Source organism: Pectobacterium atrosepticum (assembly GCF_000740965.1).
GTDB lineage: Bacteria > Pseudomonadota > Gammaproteobacteria > Enterobacterales > Enterobacteriaceae > Pectobacterium > Pectobacterium atrosepticum.
On record NZ_CP009125.1, the window covers coordinates 4,671,213 to 4,696,106 of the forward strand.

General features: G+C 53.6%; 24 protein-coding genes. 18 read left to right on the plus strand and 6 right to left on the minus strand.

The window, feature by feature from the left end; translation table 11 throughout:
• Positions 1-2: 2 nt before the first annotated feature.
• Complete coding sequence (metB, locus tag GZ59_RS20760) at positions 3-1,163, minus strand: cystathionine gamma-synthase (protein ID WP_005973357.1); 1,161 nt, start codon at positions 1,161-1,163, stop codon at positions 3-5.
• 186 nt (positions 1,164-1,349) lie between these two features.
• Here metB and metJ point away from each other — a divergent pair, with 186 nt between their 5' ends.
• From metJ to GZ59_RS20780, 4 genes are all read left to right on the plus strand, one after another.
• On the plus strand, positions 1,350-1,667 hold the full coding sequence (metJ, locus tag GZ59_RS20765; protein WP_005973355.1) for a met regulon transcriptional regulator MetJ: 318 nt from the start codon (positions 1,350-1,352) through the stop codon (positions 1,665-1,667).
• Between the two features lie 207 nt (positions 1,668-1,874).
• The gene (locus GZ59_RS20770; protein ID WP_011095723.1) at positions 1,875-2,672 is read left to right on the plus strand and encodes an ABC transporter ATP-binding protein; all 798 of its coding nucleotides are present in this window, start codon (positions 1,875-1,877) and stop codon (positions 2,670-2,672) included.
• Between the two features lie 9 nt (positions 2,673-2,681).
• Positions 2,682-3,644: an ABC transporter substrate-binding protein gene (locus GZ59_RS20775; RefSeq protein WP_011095724.1), complete on the plus strand. Its 963-nt coding sequence runs from the start codon at positions 2,682-2,684 to the stop codon at positions 3,642-3,644.
• A complete protein-coding gene (locus tag GZ59_RS20780) occupies positions 3,641-4,654 on the plus strand; it encodes a FecCD family ABC transporter permease (RefSeq protein WP_080641327.1) in 1,014 nt (337 codons plus the stop codon). Before GZ59_RS20775 ends, GZ59_RS20780 begins: the two co-directional genes overlap by 4 nt.
• An 86-nt stretch (positions 4,655-4,740) precedes the next feature.
• On the opposite strand, the gene rpmE is transcribed toward GZ59_RS20780, so the two are convergent.
• Positions 4,741-4,956: a 50S ribosomal protein L31 gene (rpmE, locus tag GZ59_RS20785; protein WP_011095726.1), complete on the minus strand. Its 216-nt coding sequence runs from the start codon at positions 4,954-4,956 to the stop codon at positions 4,741-4,743.
• 313 nt (positions 4,957-5,269) lie between these two features.
• Here rpmE and priA point away from each other — a divergent pair, with 313 nt between their 5' ends.
• The 7 genes from priA (at position 5,270) to rraA (ending at position 13,709) form a co-directional block, all read left to right on the plus strand.
• Positions 5,270-7,468 (plus strand): primosomal protein N', encoded by a 2,199-nt coding sequence (gene priA, locus GZ59_RS20790; RefSeq protein WP_011095727.1) that lies wholly within the window; start codon positions 5,270-5,272, stop codon positions 7,466-7,468.
• 271 nt (positions 7,469-7,739) lie between these two features.
• A complete protein-coding gene (gene cytR, locus GZ59_RS20795; protein ID WP_011095728.1) occupies positions 7,740-8,783 on the plus strand; it encodes a DNA-binding transcriptional regulator CytR in 1,044 nt (347 codons plus the stop codon).
• Between the two features lie 290 nt (positions 8,784-9,073).
• Entirely contained in the window at positions 9,074-9,949 is an 876-nt protein-coding gene (ftsN, locus tag GZ59_RS20800; protein ID WP_071598477.1) for a cell division protein FtsN, read from the plus strand.
• Between the two features lie 206 nt (positions 9,950-10,155).
• Positions 10,156-10,686, plus strand: coding sequence for an ATP-dependent protease subunit HslV (hslV, locus tag GZ59_RS20805; protein ID WP_011095730.1), 531 nt, complete (start codon positions 10,156-10,158; stop codon positions 10,684-10,686).
• Positions 10,687-10,695: 9 nt separating this feature from the next.
• Entirely contained in the window at positions 10,696-12,027 is a 1,332-nt protein-coding gene (gene hslU / locus GZ59_RS20810; RefSeq protein ID WP_011095731.1) for an HslU--HslV peptidase ATPase subunit, read from the plus strand.
• A 144-nt stretch (positions 12,028-12,171) separates the two neighbouring features.
• Positions 12,172-13,089, plus strand: a complete 918-nt coding sequence (locus GZ59_RS20815; protein ID WP_011095732.1) for a 1,4-dihydroxy-2-naphthoate polyprenyltransferase — start codon at positions 12,172-12,174, stop codon at positions 13,087-13,089.
• Positions 13,090-13,223: 134 nt separating this feature from the next.
• Positions 13,224-13,709 carry a ribonuclease E activity regulator RraA gene (rraA, locus tag GZ59_RS20820; RefSeq protein ID WP_011095733.1) on the plus strand — a complete coding sequence of 162 codons (486 nt, stop codon included), beginning with the start codon at positions 13,224-13,226 and terminating at the stop codon, positions 13,707-13,709.
• A 117-nt stretch (positions 13,710-13,826) separates the two neighbouring features.
• On the opposite strand, the gene zapB is transcribed toward rraA, so the two are convergent.
• Positions 13,827-14,066, minus strand: a complete 240-nt coding sequence (gene zapB / locus GZ59_RS20825) for a septal ring assembly protein ZapB (RefSeq protein WP_011095734.1) — start codon at positions 14,064-14,066, stop codon at positions 13,827-13,829.
• A 550-nt stretch (positions 14,067-14,616) separates the two neighbouring features.
• Here zapB and GZ59_RS20830 point away from each other — a divergent pair.
• From GZ59_RS20830 to fpr, 4 genes are all read left to right on the plus strand, one after another.
• The gene (locus GZ59_RS20830) at positions 14,617-15,456 is read left to right on the plus strand and encodes an MIP/aquaporin family protein (RefSeq protein WP_011095735.1); all 840 of its coding nucleotides are present in this window, start codon (positions 14,617-14,619) and stop codon (positions 15,454-15,456) included.
• A 53-nt stretch (positions 15,457-15,509) separates the two neighbouring features.
• On the plus strand, positions 15,510-17,021 hold the full coding sequence (gene glpK, locus GZ59_RS20835; RefSeq protein WP_039294177.1) for a glycerol kinase GlpK: 1,512 nt from the start codon (positions 15,510-15,512) through the stop codon (positions 17,019-17,021).
• 125 nt (positions 17,022-17,146) lie between these two features.
• Entirely contained in the window at positions 17,147-18,157 is a 1,011-nt protein-coding gene (gene glpX / locus GZ59_RS20840) for a class II fructose-bisphosphatase (protein ID WP_011095737.1), read from the plus strand.
• Between the two features lie 306 nt (positions 18,158-18,463).
• The gene (gene fpr / locus GZ59_RS20845; protein ID WP_011095738.1) at positions 18,464-19,210 is read left to right on the plus strand and encodes a ferredoxin--NADP(+) reductase; all 747 of its coding nucleotides are present in this window, start codon (positions 18,464-18,466) and stop codon (positions 19,208-19,210) included.
• A gap of 18 nt (positions 19,211-19,228) precedes the next feature.
• Here the strand turns inward: fpr and GZ59_RS20850 are convergent, their stop codons facing one another.
• Entirely contained in the window at positions 19,229-19,651 is a 423-nt protein-coding gene (locus GZ59_RS20850; RefSeq protein WP_011095739.1) for a DUF805 domain-containing protein, read from the minus strand.
• Between the two features lie 197 nt (positions 19,652-19,848).
• On the opposite strand from GZ59_RS20850, the gene GZ59_RS20855 reads away from it, so the two are divergent.
• Positions 19,849-20,448, plus strand: coding sequence for a YiiQ family protein (locus tag GZ59_RS20855; protein WP_039294181.1), 600 nt, complete (start codon positions 19,849-19,851; stop codon positions 20,446-20,448).
• A 149-nt stretch (positions 20,449-20,597) separates the two neighbouring features.
• Positions 20,598-21,365 carry a triose-phosphate isomerase gene (tpiA, locus tag GZ59_RS20860; RefSeq protein ID WP_011095741.1) on the plus strand — a complete coding sequence of 256 codons (768 nt, stop codon included), beginning with the start codon at positions 20,598-20,600 and terminating at the stop codon, positions 21,363-21,365.
• Positions 21,366-21,575: 210 nt separating this feature from the next.
• Here tpiA and aguA read toward each other — a convergent pair whose 3' ends face one another.
• Together aguA and aguB are read right to left on the minus strand one after the other, a co-directional pair.
• Positions 21,576-22,679, minus strand: a complete 1,104-nt coding sequence (aguA, locus tag GZ59_RS20865; RefSeq protein WP_039294184.1) for an agmatine deiminase — start codon at positions 22,677-22,679, stop codon at positions 21,576-21,578.
• A 3-nt stretch (positions 22,680-22,682) separates the two neighbouring features.
• Complete coding sequence (aguB, locus tag GZ59_RS20870) at positions 22,683-23,567, minus strand: N-carbamoylputrescine amidase (RefSeq protein ID WP_011095743.1); 885 nt, start codon at positions 23,565-23,567, stop codon at positions 22,683-22,685.
• A 757-nt stretch (positions 23,568-24,324) separates the two neighbouring features.
• Between aguB and GZ59_RS20875 the strand changes: the two genes are divergently transcribed.
• The gene (locus tag GZ59_RS20875; RefSeq protein ID WP_011095744.1) at positions 24,325-24,843 is read left to right on the plus strand and encodes an Hcp family type VI secretion system effector; all 519 of its coding nucleotides are present in this window, start codon (positions 24,325-24,327) and stop codon (positions 24,841-24,843) included.
• Positions 24,844-24,894: the final 51 nt, after the last annotated feature.

The following is a 24,894-nucleotide window of genomic DNA, read 5'->3' on the forward strand; positions in this document are numbered from 1 at the left end:
TCTTACCTCTTGGCTGCGGCTTGAAACGCACGATCCAGATCGGCAACCAGATCATCGCCGTCTTCAATGCCGGTGGAAATACGCAGTAATGTTTCAGAGATACCCGCTGCGGCACGCGCCTCTGGCGCCATACCCGCATGCGTCATCGTTGCAGCATGAGAGATGAGGCTCTCAACCCCGCCCAGCGATTCCGCCAGCGTGAACAGCTCCAGCGAGGCCAGAAAACGTCGCAGGGTGTCTTCATCTCCATCCAACTCAAAACTTAGCATAGCGCCAAAACCAGATTGTTGACGACGGGCAATATCATGGCCGGGATTGTTCGGCAGTGAAGGATGATACAGAGCCTTCACTAGCGGCTGCGTCTGTAAGAATTCAACCACTTGTTGCGCATTACGCTGCGCGGCCGCCATGCGCGGCGATAAGGTACGCAGGCCACGTAGCAGCAGATAACTGTCAAACGCCGCCCCCGTCACACCAATATTGTTTGCCCACCAGGCTAGTTCAGTGATGGTATCAACATCCTTGGCGATCACAGCCCCAGCAACCACGTCAGAGTGACCATTCAGGTACTTGGTACACGAATGCACCACCAGATCGGCTCCCAGTTCCAGCGGCTTCTGCAACGCGGGGCTAAGGAAGGTGTTATCCACCACGCTGACCGCACCCGCTTCCCGCGCGGCCTGACAAATCGCAGCAATATCGACGACGCGCAGCAGCGGATTGCTCGGGCTTTCCACCAGCACGAGCTTCGGCTTTTCTGCCAACGCCGCGTTGAGCGCATGAGTATCACCTTGATCGACAAATTTGACGCGAAACGCGCCGCGCTTGCTCAGGCTGTCAAACAGACGATAGCTGCCACCGTAGCAGTCATGCGGAGCCACCAGCAGATCGCCGGGACGTAGGAACACCGTGCAAACCAGCATAATCGCCGACATCCCGCTGCTCGTCATTACCGCACCCGCACCGCCTTCCAGTTCGGCAAGCGCACGCTGTACCACATCACGTGTGGGATTACCGCGACGCGAATAGTCGTGTGCGCGTGGCTGGTTGAATCCGGTAAAGTTATACGTGCTGGAAAGGTGAATAGGGGGGACGACGCAGCCATACTGTTCATCATCATTTAACCCGCTGCGGACTGCGATCGTTGCCTGTTTACGCGTCATCGGCTCTTTTCCTGGCTGGAGGCTGAAAGATAGGAACTTAAGAGTAAACGCAGTTTTAATAGACGTCAACACATCTAGACATCTAAACTTCTTTGCGTATAGATTGAGCATAAGCATAATAACCGCTAGAATTGTGGCATTTCATGACAGATGCTGTCTTCATTAGATTAATTTTTAAGGTATCCCATGGCTGAGTGGAACGGCGAGTATGTCAGCCCTTACGCTGAACACGGTAAAAAAAGCGAGCAAGTCAAGAAGATAACAGTATCTATCCCGCTGAAAGTATTGAAGATACTGACCGACGAACGCACACGTCGTCAGGTGAACAACCTGCGCCACGCCACCAACAGCGAACTGCTGTGCGAAGCGTTTCTGCATGCGTTCACAGGTCAACCGTTACCGAATGATGAAGACCTGCGTAAAGAACGTAGCGATGAAATTCCTGAAGCAGCGAAAATCATCATGCGTGAAATGGGTATCGACCCGGATACGTGGGAATACTGATCGCTCGTTGCAATCTATCTTTCTAACAAAACCCCGCTTTTTCTGGCGGGGTTTTGTTATGCAAAAACACACCACCCCTTATTAACGCCAACCGCTCTCTCTTCTTCCGCTCGTTTCCTTTTCCGCTCACGTTATAAATCAGGATTGCATTTAATTTGGTATGTTATAACATACCATCATTGACCTATAACGGTGATATTCCGCCTCATGACAGCACCTCTCGCCAACAGCCCCGTGCTGCTACAACTTCACCATGTTTCCGTTACCGACGCCAATCGGGCTCCAAGACTCAGTGATATTTCGCTTTCTATGCACGCAGGTGAACGTTTAGCACTGGTTGGGCCCAATGGCAGCGGCAAATCCACACTGTTACGCGTGCTGACCAGCGAACTTAGCGCAACGGCAGGGTATGTCCATTTGAACGGCCAACCTCTGAACGCACTCAACCGTCATGAACGAGCAAAGCGCATCGCGATTCTGGCGCAAAGCGATACGCCAGATCTGCGCCTGCGGGTAGCGGAATATGTCGCTTTAGGACGAATTCCACACCATGGGTTCAGCACACCTGCGCACGATCGCCAACTCATTGACGAAGCGCTGGACGATACCGGATTACTACCGCTGCGCCATCGCCTGCTGGGTACGCTCTCCGGCGGGGAACGTCAGCGCGCCGCGCTGGCGCGTGCTTTTGCACAAACGCCGCAACTCCTGCTACTGGATGAGCCAACCAACCATCTCGATCCGCTAGCACGCACACAGCTACTGTCCCTCGTGCGGAAACGCGGTATTTCAACGCTGGCGGTGTTGCACGATCTGCCACTGATTACTCCCTTTGCCGATCGCGTTGCCGTTTTGCAGCAGGGAACGCTACTCCGCTGGGGAACGCCTGCACACGCGCTGAGCGCTGACTGTGTGAAATCAGTATTTGGGATGGAGAGCTTTACGGTGCCACATCCGCTAAACGGCTCACCCATTCGCATCTTTGAAGCCCCTGAACTGCACTAAGGAACCCTGATGAAAATAACGTTTCTGTCTGGACTGCTGGTATTGACGTCGTACGGGGCGCACGCCTCTGGTTTTCCGGTCACGGTCGACAGCTGTGGACAACCGCTAACCTTTACCCAGCCGCCGCAGCGAGCCGTTATTCATGACCTGAATATGACAGAAATGGCGTTTGCACTGGGCTTACAAAAAAATATCGTCGGGCTGACCGGAATCACTGGCTGGTATAAGGCGCCCCCAGACTTTATCCAGCGGCAGGGCACGATCCCTGAACTGGCAGCAAAATACCCGACGTTGGAAAACCTGCTGGCCGTACATCCAGATTTCTTCTTTGCCGGGTGGAACTACGGCATGAAAGTAGGCGGAGAAGTCACACCGCAGTCTCTGAAAAAATACGGTATTCAGACCCTCGTTCTTAGCGAAAGCTGTGTTTTCACCGAACAGCAACAGCAGCGACCTCAAGCCAGCATGGATCTCCTCTATGGCGACCTGCTGAAACTGGGGAAAATCTTCGGTAAGCAGGAACAAGCTCAGGAACAGGTCGATGACTGGAAACAGCACCTTGCCACCCTGCAAACACGTATCGGCAATCGGCCAAAGCAGAAGATTTTTCTGTATGACTCTGGCGACGATAAGCCTTTTACCAGCGGGAAATTCGCTATGCCAACCGCCATCATTGAGGCAGCGGGCGGCAAGAACGTGATGGACGATATGGAAACGAGCTGGGCCTCCACATCGTGGGAAAGCGTGGCGGCACGCGAGCCCGACGTTATCATTTTGCTGGATTACCAGACGGGCAACAGCGCAGAAGCGTTAAGACGCTTTTTGGAATCGCACCCGCTGATGAAATTTACCCCTGCCGTACAGCAACATCGTTATCTGAAGCTGCAATATGCAGAGCTAACGCCGGGGCCCGCCAACATGACAGCCATCGATAAACTGGCGCACGCCCTTTACCCGGATGCCTTTAAGTGAACCCAATGTCTTCACGTTATGCTGCAACCTTCGTTATCGCGCTGCTGATATTGGTTGGGCTGATGCTGTTAAATATTGCGACAGGCAGCACGACGATTCCCCTTACGCAGGTCGCCAGCGTATTGGGGTTATCGTCAGCAGACGTCTCGCCGATGACCTCACGCATCATTCTGGAGCTGCGCATTCCCCGCAGCCTGCTGGCAGCGTTGTGCGGTGCCGGTTTAGCGATGGTCGGTGCCTTTCTGCAAACGGCGACTCGCAACGATCTGGCTGACCCTTTTCTGTTCGGCCTGTCTGCTGGAGCCTCAGCAGGTGCCGTAGCCGTCATCACTCGTTTTGGTGAACAACTCGGTGACTGGGCATTGCCGGTAGCGGCCTTCAGTGGCGGAATCTTGTCCGCCGTCGCCGTAACCGTGCTGTTTCTGCTGCAACAGGCGCGTGGCGCAGAACGCCTGATCATCTGCGGATTGGCGATCTCTTTTCTGTTCGGTGCGCTGACGAATTATCTGGTGTTTTCCGGCGATCAACGCGCTGCCAGCTCAATTCTTTTCTGGTCACTGGGCGGGCTGGGCCTTGCCCGTTGGGATACCTTACCTTTCGCGGTGTTCAGCGTCCTGCTGCTATTTAGCCTCACCGCCCTGCGCTGGCGTGCGCTCGACGCGCTATTGGCAGGCGGGCAAACCGCAGCGTCAATGGGCGTTAATCTGGCTCGCGTACGAGTGGAAATCTTCATCTGCTGCGCGTTCGCCACCTCGCTGTTGGTCGCGCTGACCGGCGTGATCGGCTTTATAGGCCTGATGATTCCCCATCTGGCCCGCCCATTGAGCGGCGTACTGCACAAGAAGCTTCTGCCGCTGACAGCGGTGCTCGGTGCGATACTGCTGTGCGGTGGCGATTGGCTCAGCCGGCAGCTACTCGCGCCGCAGGAATTACCTATCGGGATTATTACGGCAGGATTAGGCGGCATCTTCGTTCTGGGGCTGCTGGTAAAACGTCAGCAGGGATATTGATACGCCAGAAACGACAAAGGCACCGATAGGTGCCTTTGTTGAAAGTTACTATGCCAAAAGGGACAATGCCAATTGGCCAGTAAAACTTATTTTTTAGCGCCTGGTACGGAGAAACGCTTGTTGAAGCGGTCAACACGGCCACCGCTTGCAACATCACGTTGTTTGCCGGTGTAGAACGGGTGGCATTCGCCACAAACGTCCAGGTTCAGGTCACGACCCACGGTAGAATGGGTTTTGATCACGTTACCGCAAGAGCAAGTTACAGTAACTTCAGAATAATTCGGGTGAATACCTTTTTTCATGGGAAACCTCTGTTAAGGCCGTGTCGCTATCCAGCCCTGTTCCGCCAGACACCACACGAAAGTTGAGTAAGTTAAGTTCATTATGCGAACGAAATCATCATTTGCGCGAACAACACGATCATTTCTTCTAACGACACAATGGCGGCGGATCATACAGAATCTGATACCCCGATGCAATCGCATCCACACATTATCCCTCGCAGCATGTACACTAGCGCCTTGCATTATTTTCACCCTGCGTCGCACATGATATAGACCGCTCGGTTATGTCATGGATCGCCGCGCAAATCACGTCCACTACCACGGAGAAGTTATGTCTGTCGCTCAGGTCGCTTTGCCCGTGCCACTGGCGCGTACATTCGATTATTTGCTACCAGTAGGAGGAGTGACTCCGCAGGTCGGCACACGCGTCAGCGTCTCTTTTGGTAACCGCAAAGCCATCGGCATTATTACCGCACTGAGCGACACCAGCGCACTTCCGCTTGAACAATTAAAACCCGTGCATGACGTGCTGGACGAACAGCCGCTGTTTCCACCCAGTCTGTGGCGCATTTTACTGTGGGCAGTCGAGTACTATCACTACCCAATTGGCGAAGTGCTGTTCCATGCGTTGCCGATATTACTGCGTCAGGGGAAACCCGCGCACCGCGCGCCGCTCTGGCAGTGGTTTGCCACCGAACAAGGCCGGGCGACACCGCTCAGCACGCTAAAACGCGCCGCTAAACAGCAGCAGGCGCTGGCGGCCTTACTTCAGTCGCCACTTTATCGCCATCAGGTGGGCGAAATCGGGCTGACGGAGACGGCGTTACAGGCGCTACGCAGCAAAGGATTGTGCGAGTTAAAAGCAGCAGAGCAAACGCCTCATGACTGGCGTCAAAGCTTTAGCATGGCCACTGACCGCCTGCGCCTGAACACTGAGCAGGCCACCGCCGTCGGTGCTATCCGCAGCGAAGACAACCACTTTGCCGCCTGGCTGCTCGCGGGTATCACTGGCTCAGGTAAAACTGAAGTCTATCTCAGCGTGTTGGAAAACGTGCTGGCACAGGGCAAACAGGCGCTGGTATTAGTGCCAGAAATTGGCCTGACGCCGCAAACCATTGCCCGCTTCCGCGAACGTTTTAACGTGCCGGTTGATGTACTGCACTCGGCACTCAACGACAGCGAACGCCTCGCCGTTTGGCTACGCGCCCGCAGCGGAGAAGCCGCGATCGTCATCGGGACACGGTCGGCATTATTTACCCCCTTTGCGCGTTTGGGGCTGATTGTGATCGATGAAGAACACGACAGCTCCTACAAACAGCAGGAGGGCTGGCGCTACCACGCCCGTGATTTAGCAGTCTTCCGTGCCAGAGAGGAAGATATTCCGATCGTCATGGGAACGGCGACGCCCGCACTGGAAACGCTGTATAACGTCCAAGTCGGCAAGTATCGCCGATTGAATCTGACCAAAAGAGCGGGTAATGCCGCACTGGCCAAACAGCATGTTATCGATCTGAAAAGCTTGCCGCTGACAGCAGGATTATCTCAGCCGCTGATTACCCGTATCCGTCACCATCTGACGAACGATAATCAGGTTATTTTGTTCCTTAATCGGCGCGGGTTCGCTCCCGTGGTGATGTGCCATGAGTGCGGCTGGATCGCCGAGTGTCAGCGCTGCGATCACTATTATACCTACCACCAGCATCAGAAGATGTTGCGTTGCCACCACTGCGACAGCCAGCGTCCGGTTCCACAACAGTGCCCCGGCTGCGGCTCGACCAATATGGTGCCCGTCGGTCTGGGCACCGAGCAGTTGGAGCAAAGTCTTGCCCCGATCTTTCCAGATGTCCCGATCACCCGCATCGACCGTGATACCACTAGCCGTAAAGGCGCGCTTGAGCAGCAGCTCTCACAGGTCAGGCTGGGAGGCGCACGCCTTCTTATCGGCACGCAGATGTTGGCGAAAGGCCACCATTTCCCTGACGTAACGCTGGTTGCCTTACTGGACGTTGACGGTTCGCTGTTCTCCGCCGACTTCCGCGCAGCCGAACGTTTTGCCCAGCTCTACACTCAGGTAGCAGGTCGCGCAGGGCGTGCAGGCAAGGCTGGCGAGGTGGCGCTGCAAACTCATCACCCGGAACACCCGCTATTACAAACGCTGCTGCGGCAAGGCTATGATGCCTTTGCCAGCCAGGCGCTTACCGAACGAAAAAGTGTTTTTCTGCCGCCGTTTACCAGCCATATCATCTTCCGCGCTGACGATCACGATAATCAGCAGGCCGCTTTATTCCTCCAGCAGCTGCGTAATTTGCTGGAGGCTAGCCCGTTGCGAGATGAATCACTCTGGCTGCTGGGTCCGGTGCCTGCTTTGCAGCCAAAACGTGCGGGGCGCTTCCGCTGGCAGCTTTTGCTACAGCACCCCTCCAGAGCGTTGTTACAGAAACTGGTCAGAACGTCGTTGGCGCTGATCGGTACGCTACCGCAAGCACGTAAAGTGAAATGGATGCTGGATGTCGACCCCACAGACGGTTAGCGTTTCCCGTTAGGTCATTTCGGTTTCTTGCCACGCATTTTTTGCGAGCGGCGTCGGGAACACGATATTCATCACACTTTCTGTGCAAATTAAGCAACAAAACCTGCGTTCAATCTGTTATCACTGTCTGCGCAGGCAGTATGCTGGGGTCCGGTGCCAGTCAGTCGGCATACTGCGCCGAAAAGCGTTACCCGTAATCATATAGCGTCAACAGACAGGAACGTTCTGCTGACAGTCAGCGCCAGTTAACGCTGACGCAAGGAGAAAAGCGTTGAAGCAGAAGAAAGGCGTCACCACGGCGACGATGAAAAACGTGGCGGATGAGGCGGGCGTTTCCACCGCCACCGTATCCCGAACGTTAATGAACCCAGAGAAAGTCTCTGCGACCACCCGCAGGAAGGTCGAGCAGGCTGTCATCGCCGTTGGCTATTCGCCTCACGCACTCAACAGAAATCTCAAGCGTAACGAATCACGTACGATCCTGACGATCGTGCCAGATATCTGTGATCCTTATTTCTCCGAAATATTTCGTGGGATCGAAGAAACAGCCGCCGAACACGGCTACCTCGTGTTGATTGGCGATTGCGCTCACCAGCATCAAAGGGAAAAAACCTTCGTCGATCTAATTATTACCAAACAGATCGACGGCATGGTGTTGCTCGGCTCGAATCTGCCGTTTGATGCAGGCCAGGAAGAGCAGCGTAATTTGCCACCGATGGTGATGGCGAATGAGTTCTCACCGGATCTGGCGCTACCAACCGTGCATATCGATAATCTGACCGCCGCCTTTGAAGCCGTACACTATTTACATCAGGCAGGTCATCAGCGCATCGCCTGCATTGCGGGCCCAGAGCACATGCATCTGAGTCAATATCGCCTACAGGGATATATTCAGGCCCTGCGACGCAATGGAATTCTCATCGATAATCAATACATCTTTCGGGGTGATTTCACTTACAAAACCGGGATCAACGGCCTGATTGCGCTGATGCAACATCCACAGCCGCCTAGCGCCATCTTCTGTCATAGCGATCTCATGGCGCTGGGCGTACTGACGCAGGCCAGAAAAATGGGGCTGGACATCCCGCGTGATCTCTCCATTATCGGTTTCGACGATATAGAACAAGCGCAATACTGCTGGCCTCCTCTGACTTCTGTCGCCCAACCACGTTATCAGATCGGACGCGAGGCAATGCTGCTACTCTTAGAGCAGTTGCAAGGTAACACGGTACAAAGCGGTTCCCGTCTGTTGTCCAGTGAACTGGTCATACGCGACAGTGTCGCCGCACCGAATTACGCCCGTAACAGGCTTTAAGACTTCAGGTGCTGGTCAAATATTTGAGGGTTCAGTAACATGGCCCCCTAATTATGTTATCCCCTAAATAATTCGAGTTTCAGGAAGGCGGCAAGGGAAGGAATCCCGATGAGCTTACTCAGGTAAGTGATTCGGGTGAGTGACAAATCTGCCGGAGGCAGATTTGAACGCTGCTTGCAGCGGCCCCAACGGGGCGAGGCACACGTAAGTGTGCCGAGTAGCCCAGCCAACGCACATGCAACTTGAAGTATGACGGGTACATTTACCTATCAATTCACAGCGAAACGACAGTGGCACAAAGAGACTACGTGAGCCGGGGACGTTCATCAGGAACGCGTCGGAAAACGACAAATAGCCGAAAAAAAGGCAACGCTTCAGGCGCGTCCAAAACCATGGTTGCGCTCGCTGTTGCCGTTTTGGTCACCTTCGCGGGCGGTCTGTACTTTATCGCCCATAATAAACCCGACGAGTCCCCCGTCCTTCCGCATCAAAACACGGGCAAAGGTAACGGGCTGCCACCCAAGCCGGAAGAGCGTTGGCGCTATATCAAAGAGCTGGAAAATCGTCAGTTGGGCGTCACGACACCGACTGAACCGTCCGCGGGTGGAGAGGTCCGCTCGCCGGTACAGTTGACGGATGAGCAGCGCCAGTTGCTGGAGCAGATGCAGTCTGATATGCGCCGTCAGCCCACACAGCTTTCCGAAGTGCCGTATAACGACCAGACGCAGGTTCCGCGCTCACAGGTGACCATTAAACCACCGACCCAATCAATGCAGCAGCCGCCTGTCGTGACGACACAACCTGCAACGCGTGCGCCAGCGGTCACCCAAACGACGCCTGTTGTTCCAAGACAAGACACTCCAAGACAAGAAATACCAAAGCAGGAAGCGCCGAAACAACAGCCAGTCAAACAGCCTGAAGCACCAAAAGTCGAAAAAACACAACGCTGGGCGATTCAGTGCGGCTCCTTCAAAACCATGGACCCTGCCGAATCCGTGAGAGCACAGTTGGCGTTTGCGGGTATCGAAAGCCGCATCACCTCTAACGGTGGTTGGAACCGCATCATGCTGGGGCCATACAACAACCGCGCTGCCGCAGACGGCATGCTCCAACGTCTTAAAGGCGCGGGCGCATCAAACTGTATTCCTCTTGCCAGCGGGGGTTGAAAAACCCCACGCTTTCCCCCATCTATAACATCAATGTGCCCCGAGTAATGTGGGCAATGCCGATCGGTTAAGGATCAAGAGACTGGGCTAGCACGGTGCGAGGTATCGTCTTCATTACCTCACACCGTATTTTCTCTGGCATCAAACTTAAACGAACAACATTGCGCGTGATGCGGGGGTCTTTTTCTTCAAACGGGGACTGACTCGTGACAACAATTGTAAGCGTACGCCGCAATGGCCAGGTGGTCATTGGCGGTGATGGACAGGCCACTTTGGGCAACACCGTGATGAAAGGCAATGTGCGTAAAGTACGTCGCCTCTACCATGATCGCGTCATCGCTGGTTTCGCAGGCGGCACCGCGGATGCATTCACCCTTTTTGAACTTTTCGAGCGCAAGCTGGAATTGCATCAGGGCCATCTGGTGAAAGCCGCTGTCGAGTTGGCGAAAGACTGGCGTACCGACCGTATGCTGCGTCGGCTGGAAGCTTTGCTAGCCGTCGCGGACGAAAATGCCTCACTGATCATTACCGGTAATGGCGATGTTGTGCAGCCTGAAAACGATCTGATCGCTATTGGCTCCGGCGGTCCTTATGCGCAGGCAGCAGCCCGTGCTTTACTGGAAAATACCGAACTGGGTGCACGCGATATCGTCGAGAAATCTCTGGGGATTGCTGGCGACATCTGCATCTACACCAACCAGTTCCACACGATAGAAGAATTAGCCTCCAAGGCGTAAGGATCAACGATGTCTGAAATGACCCCGCGCGAGATAGTCAGCGAACTCGACAGCTATATCATCGGCCAGCACAAAGCAAAACGCGCCGTTTCCATCGCGCTGCGTAACCGCTGGCGCCGTATGCAGTTAGACGAAGCACTCCGCCATGAAGTGACGCCTAAAAATATTCTCATGATCGGCCCGACCGGCGTAGGTAAAACCGAAATCGCTCGCCGTCTGGCGAAGCTCGCCAATGCGCCGTTCATCAAAGTGGAAGCGACCAAATTCACCGAAGTTGGCTACGTAGGTAAGGAAGTTGACTCCATCATTCGCGATCTGACGGATTCCGCGATCAAAATGGTACGTCACCAGTCCATCGAAAAAAATCGCTTCCGTGCGGAAGAGATGGCGGAAGACCGCATTCTGGACGTGCTGATTCCTCCGGCGAAAAACAATTGGGGACAGGCAGAAGGCACTCAGGAGCCATCAGCAACACGTCAGGCATTCCGCAAGAAACTGCGTGAAGGCCAGTTGGACGACAAAGAAATCGAGATCGATCTGGCTGCCTCTCCCGTTGGCGTAGAGATCATGGCACCGCCGGGCATGGAAGAGATGACCAATCAGCTACAGTCCATGTTCCAGAATCTGGCTGGTCAGAAGCAGAAAGCCCATAAGGTCAAAATTAAAGATGCTTTCAAGCTGCTGATAGAAGAAGAAGCGGCCAAGCTGGTGAACCCGGAAGAGTTGAAACAGCAGGCGATTGAAGCCGTTGAGCAGCACGGTATCGTGTTCATCGACGAGATCGACAAAATCTGTAAGCGTGGCGAAAGCTCTGGCCCAGATGTCTCTCGTGAAGGCGTTCAGCGCGACCTGCTGCCGCTGGTTGAAGGCTGCACCGTATCGACCAAGCATGGTATGGTCAAAACTGACCATATTCTGTTTATCGCGTCCGGCGCATTCCAGGTTGCCAGCCCGTCCGATCTGATTCCAGAGTTGCAGGGTCGTCTGCCGATTCGTGTGGAATTGCAGGCGCTGACGACGGAAGATTTCGAGCGCATCCTGACAGAACCGAGCGCCTCGCTGACCGAACAGTACAAAGCGCTGATGGCGACGGAAGGCGTGGATATTTCATTCACCGCCGATGGTATCCGTCGTATTGCCGAAGCCGCCTGGCAGGTGAACGAAAGCACCGAGAATATCGGCGCGCGTCGTCTGCATACCGTTATGGAGCGTCTGATCGAAGACGTTTCTTACGACGCCAGCGAAATGAATGGTCAAAGCGTTATCATTGACGCAGATTATGTACGTAGTCATCTGGATGAATTAGTAGCAGATGAAGATCTGAGTCGATTTATCTTATAATCCGTTTTCGCGGATCGCACTATTAACGATAAAGTGGGAGGCGTTGGCCTCCCACTTTTGTTTCTGACGCCGCCATCACTGACTTTTTTTGTTTATAAACGGATGATTCACGCAATTGAATCGTCAATAAAATTGAAGCACACCATGACATTATCGACCCATAGCAGCAAAACCAAAGCCTGGCTGGATAGTCTTCGTCCAAAAACGTTGCCATTAGCTTTTGCGTCCATCGTCACCGGCTCGGCGATTGCGAGCTGGCATAGCAGCTTTAAACCGGGGGTAGCATTACTGGCGTTGTTAACCGCCGGACTGCTGCAAATCCTCTCCAATCTGGCGAACGACTATGGGGATGCGATAAAAGGCAGCGATACCGAGGAACGCATCGGGCCGTTGCGTGGCATCCAAACGGGTGCCATTACGCTGTCGCAACTGCGCAATGCGCTAATCGTAACCGTGGTACTCACCATCATTTCTGGTGTGAGCCTGGTGATTCTCGCCTGTGAAAAACCAGCAGATATCTTCGGTTTCCTGATTATGGGGCTGCTGGCAATTTTCGCTGCGATCACCTATACCGTCGGCAACAAACCCTATGGCTACATCGGGCTTGGCGATATCTCGGTGCTGATCTTTTTCGGCTGGCTCAGCGTCGCAGGGTCGTATTACCTACAAACCGGTCATTTCGACAGCGTCGTAATGCTGCCTGCAACAGCCTGCGGCCTGCTGGCGACGGCCGTTTTGAACATCAACAATCTGCGCGATATCGACAACGATCGCATCAGCGGAAAAAATACGCTGGCGGTGCGTCTTGGCGCGGAAAAAGCACGCTTCTACCACACGATGTTGCTGCTGCTAGCACCGGTTTGTCTTGGCCTGTTCGCGACGTTTTATCTGCACAGTCTGGCGGGCTGGCTCTTTATTCTGGCGCTCCCTTTGCTGATTAAACAGGCGCGCTATGTACTGCGTGAAACCAGCGCATTCAGTATGCGTCCGATGTTGGAAAAAACGGTGAAAGGCGCGCTGCTGACTAACATTTTGTTCGCCGTTGGCGTGATACTGAGTTAGTGCGGGTAAATTGAGAACAGGCAAAAAGCGGCACTCATTTACTGATGCGAATCAAGTTAACATTTGATGATTTTGCCAACAGCGGCCAGAAAGGGATATACTCATGATTCCGGCGGCAACCTGACGTTAATCCTATGAAATACGATACTTCTGAACTGTGCGATATCTATCACGAAGAGGTGAATGTTGTTGAGCCTCTGTTCTCCAACTTTGGTGGGCGTACTTCATTTGGTGGCAAAATCACCACGGTGAAATGTTTTGAGGATAACGGCCTACTTTTCGATCTTTTTGAAGAAAACGGCCTCGGGCGCGTGCTTCTGATCGATGGCGGGGGCTCAGTGCGCCGCGCGTTGATCAACGCGGAGCTCGCTCGGCTGGCGACCCAAAACGAGTGGGAAGGTATTGTCGTGTACGGTGCCGTGCGTCAGGTTGACGATTTGGCGGAGCTGGATATCGGCATTCAAGCGATGGCAGCCATTCCGGTCGGCGCGGGTAGCGAAGGCATTGGCGAAAGCGATATTCGCGTCAACTTCGGCGGCGTAACCTTCTTTTCCGGTGACCATCTGTATGCCGACAACACGGGCATTATTCTGTCGGAAGATCCGCTGGATATTGAATAATATCGTTGAGTTTCTGCGTTTTTATTGCGGTAACATCACCAAAAAAAGGGCGATATACGCCCTTTTCTATTTGGCTCAATCGATAAGCCGTTCTTTCGCCTGAGCCAGCAAGCCCGATTAGACTTCTTCCATTTTGCCTAACAGCGCGCGCAAACGCTCTTGCCACACCACTTGCTCTTCTTTCAACTGTTCGTTCTCGCGCACCAGCGATTCACGTGAACCCGCTGCCGCCTGAACATCCTGCGACAACGTGTTGTTCTGCTCTTTCAGCTCTTCAATTTCCATTTGCAATAGCGTGATAGTATCAATCGCTTGCTGAACTTTCGCTTCCAGCTTTTCAAACACTTCAAATGACATTCTTCAAACCCCTTTTAATCGCAACAAGGCAAAGATCGGTTAACGCTGGCTTTCAGACTCTGTAACCAACACTCACGGTGTCGCGTCATCCGCCCGCAAACATAATCCTGACCGCGGGACGGCTGGCAAGACAGACCATAACGAAATTGTATGTAGCCAATGGCCCCCTGTCTAGCGCACGTCCCCCACTACGCGAGTGTCGCAGTTTTTCTTACTTAACACTATCAGTACAAACTGAAAAACGGGCAATACAAACCGAAAAACAAGCGACTCAAACTGCAAACGCCCCCGTTCGCTTCCCCGTTACGTCTATTGTGTTAATAAATTTAACCTGAGCGTTACTATCAACCCTGGACGAAAAACCACTACGAGTCATTTTATAAGCGAATGCGCTCATTTTTTTGACGCGCAACACACATTTCAATTTCGATATTTCTCGTTTTCGCTCATTAACGATAAATTCACATCATAAATACATTTAAAACAGGGGATGCCGCCAGACGGTATCCTTAGACCTACCACTCTGTACGTTACCCAGCAGGAAAAAAATATGAGCCAAGCAGAACGTTCAACGCTAAGAGGCCAGTGCATCGCCGAATTTCTCGGCACTGGCCTGCTGATTTTCTTCGGTGTCGGCTGCGTCGCCGCATTGAAACTGGCGGGAGCCAGCTTCGGACAGTGGGAGATCAGCATCATTTGGGGTCTGGGGGTTGCGATGGCAATCTATCTGACCGCAGCCATTTCCGGTGCTCACCTCAACCCAGCCGTCACTATCGCCCTGTGGCTGTTTGCCTGTTTCGATGGACGCAAGGTTCTGCCTTACATTGTGGCGCAGATTGCAGGGGCATTTTGTGCCGCCGCACTGGTCTACGGGCTGTATTACAATCTGTTCGTAGATTTTGAACAAACCAACAATATGGTGCGCGGCAGTACGGAAAGCCTGAGCTTAGCGAGCATTTTCTCGACGTATCCGAACCCGCACATTTCCGTTATGCAGGCGCTGCTGGTTGAGACCGTCATCACCGCGATTCTGATGTGCCTGATTCTGGCACTGACCGATGATGGCAATGGTATCCCACGCGGGCCACTTGCTCCCCTGCTGATCGGTATTTTGATTGCAGTCATCGGTGCGTCCATGGGGCCGCTGACTGGCTTCGCCCTCAACCCGGCGCGTGACTTTGGTCCTAAGCTATTCGCTTTTCTGGCGGGCTGGGGCAACGTCGCCTTTACTGGCGCACGCGAAATCCCTTACTTCCTGATTCCTATCTTTGGCCCCATCATCGGTGCCTGTCTGGGTGCCTTCGGTTATCGCGCACTGATTGGCCGTAATCTGCCATGCGATGTGTGCGAACCCGAGGCAGAAGCTACCACGCGTCGTGAAAGCCGTTAAACTTAACGCCACGACCATCCTATTTCACGGTTAATCATTACAGGATTGGATTTATGAACCCGGAAAAAAAATACATTGTCGCGATCGACCAAGGCACAACCAGCTCTCGCGCCGTCGTACTGGATCACGATGCAAATATCGTTAGCGTTTCACAGCGTGAATTCACCCAGATTTATCCAAAAGCGGGCTGGGTAGAGCACGACCCGATGGAAATTTGGGCAACACAAAGCTCAACGCTGGTCGAAGTACTAGCGAAAGCCGATATCAGTGCGGATGAAGTCGCGGGTATTGGTATCACCAACCAGCGTGAAACCACCGTCGTATGGGAAAAAGAGAGCGGCAAGCCGATTTATAACGCCATCGTCTGGCAGTGTCGTCGTACCGCTGAAATTTGCGAGAAACTGAAGAAAGACGGTCTGGAAGAGTACGTTCGCAACACCACCGGGCTGGTGGTCGATCCCTACTTCTCTGGCACCAAGGTGAAATGGATTCTGGATCACGTTGAAGGCTCCCGTGAGCGCGCTAAACGCGGCGAATTGCTATTTGGTACTATCGATACCTGGCTGATTTGGAAAATGACGCAAGGGCGTGTTCACGTAACGGATTACACCAACGCCTCCCGCACCATGCTGTTTAACATTCATACGCTAGAATGGGATACCCGCATGCTGGAAGCGCTGGATATCCCGCACGAGATGCTGCCGGAAGTACGCGGCTCTTCAGAGGTCTACGGCCAGACCAACATCGGCGGTAAAGGCGGCACGCGTATTCCTATCGCCGGTATCGCGGGTGACCAGCAGGCGGCGCTTTACGGCCAGCTCTGCGTCAACCCTGGGCAGGCGAAAAACACCTACGGCACTGGCTGTTTCCTACTAATGAATACCGGTAAAGAAGCCGTGCAGTCCAAACACGGTCTGCTGACCACTATCGCCTGTGGCCCGCGCGGTGAAGTGAACTACGCGCTGGAAGGCTCCGTGTTCGTTGGCGGCGCATCTATCCAATGGCTGCGTGACGAGCTGAAGCTGATCGGCGACTCCATGGACTCCGAATACTTCGCGACAAAAGTGAAGGACACCAACGGCGTCTATGTCGTCCCCGCTTTCACTGGTTTGGGAGCCCCCTACTGGGACCCGTATGCCCGTGGCGCGATCTTCGGTCTGACCCGTGGCGTGAACGCTAACCACATCATCCGTGCGACGCTGGAATCCATCGCCTTCCAGACCCGTGACGTGCTGGATGCCATGCAGGCAGACGCGGGGACGCGTCTGAAATCACTGCGTGTCGACGGTGGCGCAGTCGCCAACAACTTCCTGATGCAGTTCCAGTCCGATATCCTCGGCACGCGCGTGGAACGTCCGGAAGTACGTGAATCCACCGCATTGGGTGCCGCGTTCTTGGCTGGCCTTGCCACTGGCTTCTGGAACGATCTGGATGAAGTGAAGAGCAAAGCGACTATTGAGCGTGAATTCCGCCCCAGCATAGAAACGGTGGAGCGGAACGTTCGTTACAGCGGCTGGCAGAAAGCCGTTGCTCGTGCTCGTAACTGGGAAGATCACGACGCCTAATCCCCCCTATATCGGGCGCGCCTGTCGCGCCCGATTTTTCCGCATCACTTAACCGCCACCCTTCCCCGTTGTGATAAAATCCCACTCCATATCTCCCCCTTCCGATCGACAACAGACAGGTATTTATGAAACGTGAATTAGCCATAGAGTTCTCGCGCGTCACCGAAGCAGCCGCGTTAGCAGGCTATAAGTGGTTAGGCCGTGGCGATAAGAATGCCGCTGACAATGCCGCCGTACAGGCGATGCGGATTATGCTGAATCAAGTCAATATCAACGGTCAGATTGTCATCGGAGAAGGGGAAATCGACGAAGCGCCTATGCTGTTCATTGGTGAACAGGTTGGCACTGGTCAGGGCGATGCCGTGGACATCGCCGTCGATCCGATTGAAGGCACGCGGATGACAGCAATGGGTCAGGCGAACGCGCTAGCCGTGCTGGCCGTCGGCGAAAAAGGTGCATTTCTGCACGCGCCAGACATGTACATGGAAAAGCTGATCGTCGGGCCCGGAGCAAAGGGGGCAATTGACCTCAATCTGCCGCTGGCAGACAACCTGCGTAATGTCGCGCTGAAGCTGGGTAAACCGCTCAGCCAGTTAACCGTCACTACGCTGGCTAAACCACGCCACGATGCCTGCATCGCGGAAATGCAGCAACTGGGGGTGAAAGTGTTCGCGATTCCAGATGGAGACGTGGCTGCATCGATCCTCACCTGCATGCCGGACAGCGAAGTTGACGTACTGTACGGTATCGGCGGTGCGCCAGAAGGCGTGATCTCGGCAGCGGTTATCCGGGCGCTCGACGGCGACATGCAAGGACGTTTGCTGGCACGTCATGAAGTCAAAGGCGATAGCGCTGAAAACCGCAGCATCGGTGAGGACGAGCTGGCACGCTGCCGACAAATGGGCATCGAAGCCGGTGGGGTCCTCAAGCTCGATGACATGGCGCGCAACGACAACGTGATTTTCTCCGCAACAGGCATCACCAAAGGCGACTTGCTGGATGGGATCGCACGTAAAGGCAACATGGCTACCACAGAAACGCTGCTGATCCGCGGTAAGTCTCGTACGATCCGCCGTATTAAATCGACACACTATCTGGATCGTAAGGATCGTGCGTTGCACGAATTCCTGCTGTAGCAGACCACTCCACAGACTGACTGATTGTTTCACAGTTGTTAATAAATGGCGTATCTTAGACGCCCGACTTACATGCACAAATAGTGGCGTCGATACCCTAAATAATTCGAGTTGCAGGCAGGCGGCAATCGCGCGAGTCCCCAGGGGCTTACTCAAGTAAGTGACTGGGGTGAGTAAGAACAAATTGGCTTAGCCAATTTGAACGCCGTTTGCGGCGGCCCCTCAGGGCGAGGCTCAGAGATGAGCCGAGTATTGCCAACGCACATGCAGCTTGAAGTATGACGGGTACAACAGGAGCAGAAAATTATGGCTGAATGGGTGACAGGCAGAGTGATTCAGGTGGAAAACTGGACAGAAAGTCTGTTTAGCATTCGGGTTCAGGCGCCCGCTGATTCATTCACTGCTGGGCAGTATGGCAAGCTGGCGCTGGAGATTGATGGTGAAAAAGTGCAACGCGCGTATTCGTACGTGAATGCGCCCAGCGATCCTACGCTTGAGTTCTATCTGGTGACCGTGCCAGAAGGCAAACTTAGCCCTCATCTGCATGCCATGCAGCCTGGGTCGGAAGTCATGATTGTCAAAGAGGCCGCCGGATTTTTCGTGCTGGAAGAGATTCCTGATTGTGAAACACTGTGGATGCTGGCAACAGGCACGGGCATCGGCCCCTATTTGTCCATCCTTCAGGAAGGCAAAGATCTGGAACGCTTTAAGAACATCGTGCTGGTTCATGCCGCTAGGTTCTCACGCGATCTGAGTTATCTGCCGCTGATGCAGCAGTTACAGCAGCGCTACCACGGCAAACTGCATATTCAAACGGTGGTCAGCCGGGAAGAGGAAGCAGGCTCGCTGACAGGACGCATCCCGCAGCTTATTAGCAACGGTACGCTGGAATCCGCAGTAGGCTTACCGATGGATACGGCCACCAGCCATGTCATGCTGTGCGGTAACCCGCAGATGGTGCGCGATACCCAAGCATTGCTAAAAGAAGAGCGGCAAATGACCAAACACCTGCGCCGCAGGCCCGGTCATATGACTGCTGAGAACTATTGGTAAACAGCATATTATTCCCAATTAGCGGCGGAAGCGAAACGGCTCCGCCTCTGCTCCAAATCGGTTTTCCCCTTTTGTCCCTAGAAAAACGCCGCAGTCGAGCAACGTCATCACGACAATCAGGATCGGCAAGAAGCGGCCAATGCCCCACTGCCAAATGGCGGAAAACATGTACCAATTCCCCGAGGCCAATACCCACGCCACCACTAACAGCAGCGCCCACCAGCCACTTTTATTACGGTCGTGCAGCCGCTTCACCATCATCGCCGCCGTCGGCCACAGCAATGCCACCAAACCAAACGCCGTCAATTGCGTATCCAACCAGTTTTGACCTGAAAGCGTAAACAATACCGCCATCAGCGCCACCCAAATAGCCATCCAGAGCCAGAAATCACGACGGCCAATACGGCCTTTAAACGAGAAGCACCATTGCTGTAATGTCATTAACGATAACGCCCTGAATTAGTAGCCTGTCTGGCCGAATTAATCTGTATTTTTGTCTGAGCGATTTTACCTCAACCAAGATGTTTACCTGCAATCTTTACGCGATTTTTGACAACGACGTACAAATGCCGCTTTAATCAAACGTATTCTGCCGTTATCGGCCTGGACATCTTCTGAAGTGGCTGACCCGAACCCCTATGACACGAAAACGCATCGCTTCACTTTTGGTTTTATCATCGCTGGTGCTGTACCAGACTCACGCGGGAGCCGATCCAACGTTTCCGCCCAAAACCTCAGCCAATGCGCCGTATCTGCTGGCTGGTGCCCCAACCTTCGATCAAACCATCACGCAATTCCGTTCTCGCTACAACCTGAGCAACCCGACGCTGCCGATCGGTGAATTTCGGGTTGTCGATACCGGCACTATCATCAGCATGTTGACCCGTGCAGCCAGCCGGATCAACGACCACCTCTATGCTTCAACCGCGCTAGAGAAAGGCACAGGGAAAATCAAAACGCTGCAAATCACCTGGCTACCGCAGCCGCAGAACGAACAAGAAACCGCCGCGCGTCGTAAACAGGCCATCGACTATATGGCCGCACTGGCTCGCACGTTCGCACCGTCACTGACGGAGGAACAGAGTGTGAAAAAAGTCACCGAACTGCTGGGAAAAGGCAAAGGACAACGCGTTTACCAGCAAACGGAAGGTGCCCTGCGCTATGTGGTTGCAGATGACGGCGAAAAAGGGCTAACTTTTGCTGTTGAACCGATTAAGCTAACGCTATCTGAACCGTGATCGATACCGTAATTAATGACAAAAAACAGAGCCACGGTCACATTTCGTCTCTATACTGGTGGCAAGTTATATTGCCTAACGGGCAGTACGGTTTACTTCATTAACACAAACACATTGATTCATTCGCGATTCCGGCTGGAGGAAAAAAGATGCGACATCCATTAGTTATGGGTAACTGGAAGCTGAACGGCAGCACCAACTTGGTCAACGAATTGATCGCAGGCCTACGTAAAGAGCTCAGCACCGTTGACGGTTGTGGCGTAGCCATTGCCCCCCCAGCTATCTACCTCGATCAGGCTAATCACCAACTGGCGGGCAGCCGCATTGCACTGGGCGCGCAGAACGTTGACGTGAACCTTTCTGGTGCCTTCACCGGTGAAACGTCTGCCGAGATGCTGAAAGATATCGGTGCGAAATACATCATCATTGGCCACTCTGAGCGCCGCACCTACCATAAAGAAAGCGATGAATTCATTGCGAAGAAATTTGGCGTGCTGAAAGACGCGGGCTTGATTCCGGTGTTGTGCATTGGTGAAACTGAAGCTGAAAACGAAGCAGGCCAAACCGAAGCCGTGTGCGCACGTCAACTGGATGCCGTACTGAATACGCTGGGTGCGAAAGCGTTTGAAAACACCGTTGTGGCCTACGAACCCGTATGGGCTATCGGCACCGGTAAATCTGCAACTCCAGCACAGGCTCAGGCCGTTCACAAATTCATCCGTGACCACATCGCCAAGCAAGATGCTGCTGTTGCTGAACAAGTTATCATCCAGTACGGCGGTTCGGTTAATGCTGCGAATGCCGCAGAGCTGTTCACCCAGCCAGACATCGACGGCGCGCTGGTCGGTGGTGCATCACTGAAAGCCGACGCTTTTGCTGTCATCGTGAAAGCCGCAGCCGACGCTAAACGCGGCTAAGCTTTTATCGAAAACGGACGGACAACGGGTCGTCTAATAAAAAGCCGGTTCACGCTATTGCGCCAACCGGCTTTTTTTATGACGGACATCCTTTTCCGTCACCCTTCGGGCCATCGCTTACGCAACGTTGAAAAACGCTCCCGGCGTTTTTTTATGACGAGCAGGACACTCACTACCTTTCTTTCAAGTCGTCTGTTAACGGCTCAATACTTACTTCGCCGTAGGAATTTGCTGCGTAATGCAGTGGATATTTCCCCCGCCCAGCAGGATTTCCCGCGCAGGCACGCCGCTAATCAAATAGTCAGGGAACATCTGTTGCAGCAGATCGCGTGCAACATCATCCGTCTTCTCATCCAGCAGTGGGAAAATGATCTGCTGGTTGCTGATCAGGAAATTCACATAAGACCCTGCCAGACGAGAACCGGCAAGGCGCTCAACCGCATCGCCACTGTCCACACCCTGCGCTTCCTCTTTGGTCGCATGGAGCGGGCCGGGAGCAGGTAGTTTCCAGATTTTCAGCTCACGCCCTTGCGCATCCCGCGCTGCCGACAGAACCTCATAGGCCGCGACGGAACGTGCATACTGCGGATCGTTTTCATCATCAGTCCAGTGCAGCGCCACTTCACCGGGGCGCACGAAACAGCACATATTATCGATATGTCCATCGGTTTCGTCGTTGTACACGCCCTCTTCCAGCCAGATAATCGTCGAGATGCTGAGATAATCACGCATCAGTTGTTCGATTTCCGCTTTGCTCAGGTGCGGGTTACGGTTCGGATTGAGTAAGCATTCCGCCGTGGTCAGCAGCGTGCCTTCACCATCGACATGGATCGAGCCACCTTCCAGAATCAGCGGAGCGGCGTAGCCTGCGGCCTGATGATAATCCAGCACCTGCGCCGCGACTTTTTCATCCTGACGCCAGTCTTCATACAGACCACCCAGCTCGCCGCCCCAGGCGTTGAACTGCCAGTCGATACCCCGACGCTCACCGGCCTGATTCAGCACGATGGTTGGGCCAGTGTCGCGCATCCAGGCATCGTCACTTTCCATTTCCACCAGCGTGACATTTACCGGCATCACTTTTTGCGCATCCGCCATGTAGCGTGCAGGAACGCCCATGATAACGGGCGTATTCTGGGCGATAGCTTCCGCCACGCGCGCGAACGTTTTCTGCGCCGGAACGCCCTGCTCGCGCCAGTTATCAGTACGATACGGCCAAATCATCCACACGGCATCATGCGGTGCCCACTCAGCGGGCATCGCAAAACCATCCTGATGTGGCGTGGTGACATGAGGAGCTGCTAACTGTGACATCACTTATCTCCGAGTCTTGCCGTCTGAGCTGGCAATAGTGCCGTACATTTCCGGGCGGCGGTCGCGGAACAGGCCCCATGAGGCACGCTGGGCGGCAATCGCTTCTAAATCAAATTCATGCACCAGAATGGCTTCGTCCGTCTTATTGGCCTGAGCCAACAGCGCACCGGTTTGATCGGCGATAAAAGAAGAACCGTAGAACGTCATTTCCAGACCGTCGATATATTTGCTGGCTTCCGTACCGATACGGTTGGATGCAATAACCGGCACCAGATTGGCTGCAGCGTGCCCTTGCTGAACGCGGGTCCAGTGAGGCTGGCTGTCGATGTCCGGGTAGGCCGGTTCGGAACCAATGGCAGTCGGATAGAAAATCAGTTCTGCGCCCTGCAACGCCAGACTGCGTGCAGTTTCTGGGAACCACTGATCCCAGCAAATGCCCACGCCGATTTTCGCGTAGCGCGTCTGCCAGACTTTAAAGCCAGTGTCGCCAGGAATGAAGAACTGCTTTTCCTGATACGCCGGACCGTTCGGAATGTGGGTTTTGCGGTAAACGTCCAACACGGAACCATCCGCGTCAATCATCACCAGCGAGTTGTAATAGGCGTTATTAGCACGCTCAAAGAAGCTCAACGGCAGCACCACGTTCAGCTCCGCCGCCAGTGCAGAGAAATGCTTAATCAGCGGGCTGGTTTCCAGCTCCTGCGCCAGCGCATAGTGCTCTGGGCTTTGATCGATGCAGAAATACGGTGCGGCAAACAGTTCCTGAATCAGGATAACCTGCGCGCCTTTTGCATGCGCTTGTCGCACCAGTTTTTCAGCGTTTTCGATATTCTTGGGCAGATCCCAAGAACACGCCATTTGTGTTGCGGCAACGGTAACTTTTTTCATGCGAAAACCTCAATAATAACGATATATACCCGCCCTTTCTCACCGGCAAGTATCAGCAATAAGTGTTTCTCTCGGTCACGATTATCTATCGCCGCTAACCGGCGCAGCCTTAACGAGTGTAGGACAACACGCCAGCGCATGCCCAATAGGCGTATCCCGTTAAGATCCTGACCGAGAATGACATACGCATTATGCCAGTTAATGGCAGCACTTCACTATGCTGAAAAATGAATGATCTCGTGTGGCGGGCTCCATAGGGAAAATCGCCCATACTTAATGGCCTATCAAAATCATCGAGCCGCACTGACAAACCACTTACGTAAAATCATGCCAACGCTAGCTTTTACTTTTGTTACCCGAATGACGTCTTTTGCTATGCAAGATATGCATAGCAAATATAAGTAATTACTCACTTACATTTTTATAAACGCGAGCAAATTATCGCCAGATATAGCTTTTTACTATCGATAACCACCGTTTCGATTGGTTATTCATTTCAATAATTTAGTACTAACTCAAACTTTCAGAATAACTGCGCATTCTGCGCAACTTCTTGCTCACTTTCTGGTGGAAATCACTTTTTGCGCAATGGATGCCGTTTTTTCGCGAGGTCTGCGCAATTTTTTGCTCAAATTTTGCTTAGGGGGAATTTTAGTTAAGATATTTATCATTAAAAACAATCAGATATGAATTGGCATACGAATTGCTATACAGACGGTGAAGTTACTAAACCCGTTCAACAACAAGGAGCAACACTATGCCAACTCCATGCTATATCAGCATCGAAGGGAAAACTCAGGGCAACATCACCGCCGGTGCCTTCACGTCTGATTCTGTCGGCAACATCTATGTCGAAGGCCACGAAGACGAAATGCTGGTGCAGGAATTCAAACACGTGGTTACCGTGCCGACCGACCCGCAGTCTGGTCAGCCATCTGGCCAGCGCGTGCACAAGCCGTTCAAATTCACCGTCGCGCTGAACAAAGCCGTTCCACTGCTGTACAACGCACTGTCTACCGGTGAAATGCTGCCGACCACAACCCTGAAGTGGTATCGCACCTCGGTGGAAGGCAAGCAGGAGCACTTCTTCTCTACCATCCTGACCGATGCCACCATCGTGGATATCGACTGCAAAATGCCACACTGCCAGGATCCGTCCAAGCTGGATTACACCCAACTGATTGAAGTGTCGCTGGCTTACCGCAAAATCGACTGGGAACACACCGTGGCCGGCACGTCCGGCTCCGATGACTGGCGTGCGCCGGTCGAAGCGTAATCGTTCTGTCTCCAACCCGGGCTTGCCCCGGGTTTTTTGCATCACGCTGTT